Here is a 1,119-nt window from a genome sequence, read left to right on the forward strand (position 1 = left end):
CGCGGTGGCCAGCACGCTGGCGGTGGCGTTGACGCTGTATCTGGTTGCGTCGCTGCTGATTTGGATACAAGCGCGGCTGCTGAACCTCACGCTGCAGCGCACCATGGTGGCGCTGCGTTCCCAGGTCGAGGACAAGGTGCACCGACTGCCACTGGCCTACTTTGACGGACGGCAGCGCGGCGAGCTGCTCAGCCGGGTCACCAACGACATCGACAACCTGCAATCGTCGCTGTCGATGACGCTCAGTCAGCTGCTGACGTCGATCCTGACCATCGTGGCGGTGCTTGCGATGATGGTGTCGATCTCGCCGCTGCTGGCGCTCATCACCTTGCTCACCGTGCCGGTCTCGCTGCTGGCCACGCGCGCGATCGCCCGCCGTTCGCAACGGCTGTTCGCGGCCCAGTGGAAGAGCATCGGACGGCTCAACGCGCACATCGAGGAGACCTACAGCGGGTTCACGATCGTCAAGACGTTCGGCCACCAGGCCGCGGCGCGCGAGCAGTTCCGCGGTTTGAACGACGACGTCTACCACGCCAGCTTCGGTTCCCAATTCTTCTCCGGTCTGGTCGCACCGGCGACGACGTTCGTCGGCAACCTGGGATACGTTGCGGTGGCCGTGATGGGTGGGCTGCAGGTGGCCACCGGACAAATCACCCTCGGCAGCATTCAGGCGTTCATCCAATATGTGCGGCAGTTCAATACCCCGCTGAGCCAGGTCGCCGGGATGTACAACACCCTGCAATCCGGAGTCGCCAGCGCCGAGCGGGTGTTCGAGCTGCTCGACGAGCCGGAGGAGACTCCGGCAGCCGAGCCAGGTCCCGAGCCGGCCGGACCAGCCGGTCGATCGGGGCCGAGCGGACGGGTCGAGTTCGAGCGCGTCAGCTTTGCCTACCGTCCGGGCACCCCGGTCATCGAGGACCTGTCGCTGGTGGCCGAGCCCGGCAGCACGGTGGCGATCGTCGGACCGACAGGGGCCGGCAAAACCACCCTGGTGAACCTGCTCATGCGGTTCTACGACGTCGATTCCGGCCGGATCCTCATCGACGGGGTCGACATCACCACGATGAGCAGGCAAACGCTGCGCTCGCGCATCGGCATGGTGCTGCAGGACACCTGGCT

The 1,119-nt window shown here is 65.8% G+C and carries 1 protein-coding gene; it reads left to right on the top strand.

Translation table 11 applies throughout. The annotated features are described in order from the left end of the window. Positions 1 to 1,119, top strand: a 1,119-nt coding sequence (locus A5736_RS01565) for an ABC transporter ATP-binding protein (protein ID WP_175611156.1), incomplete at both ends; no start/stop codon positions are given.

Origin of the sequence: Mycobacterium sp. SP-6446 (assembly GCF_001954045.1) — a bacterium.
Classification (GTDB): Bacteria; Actinomycetota; Actinomycetes; order Mycobacteriales; family Mycobacteriaceae; genus Mycobacterium.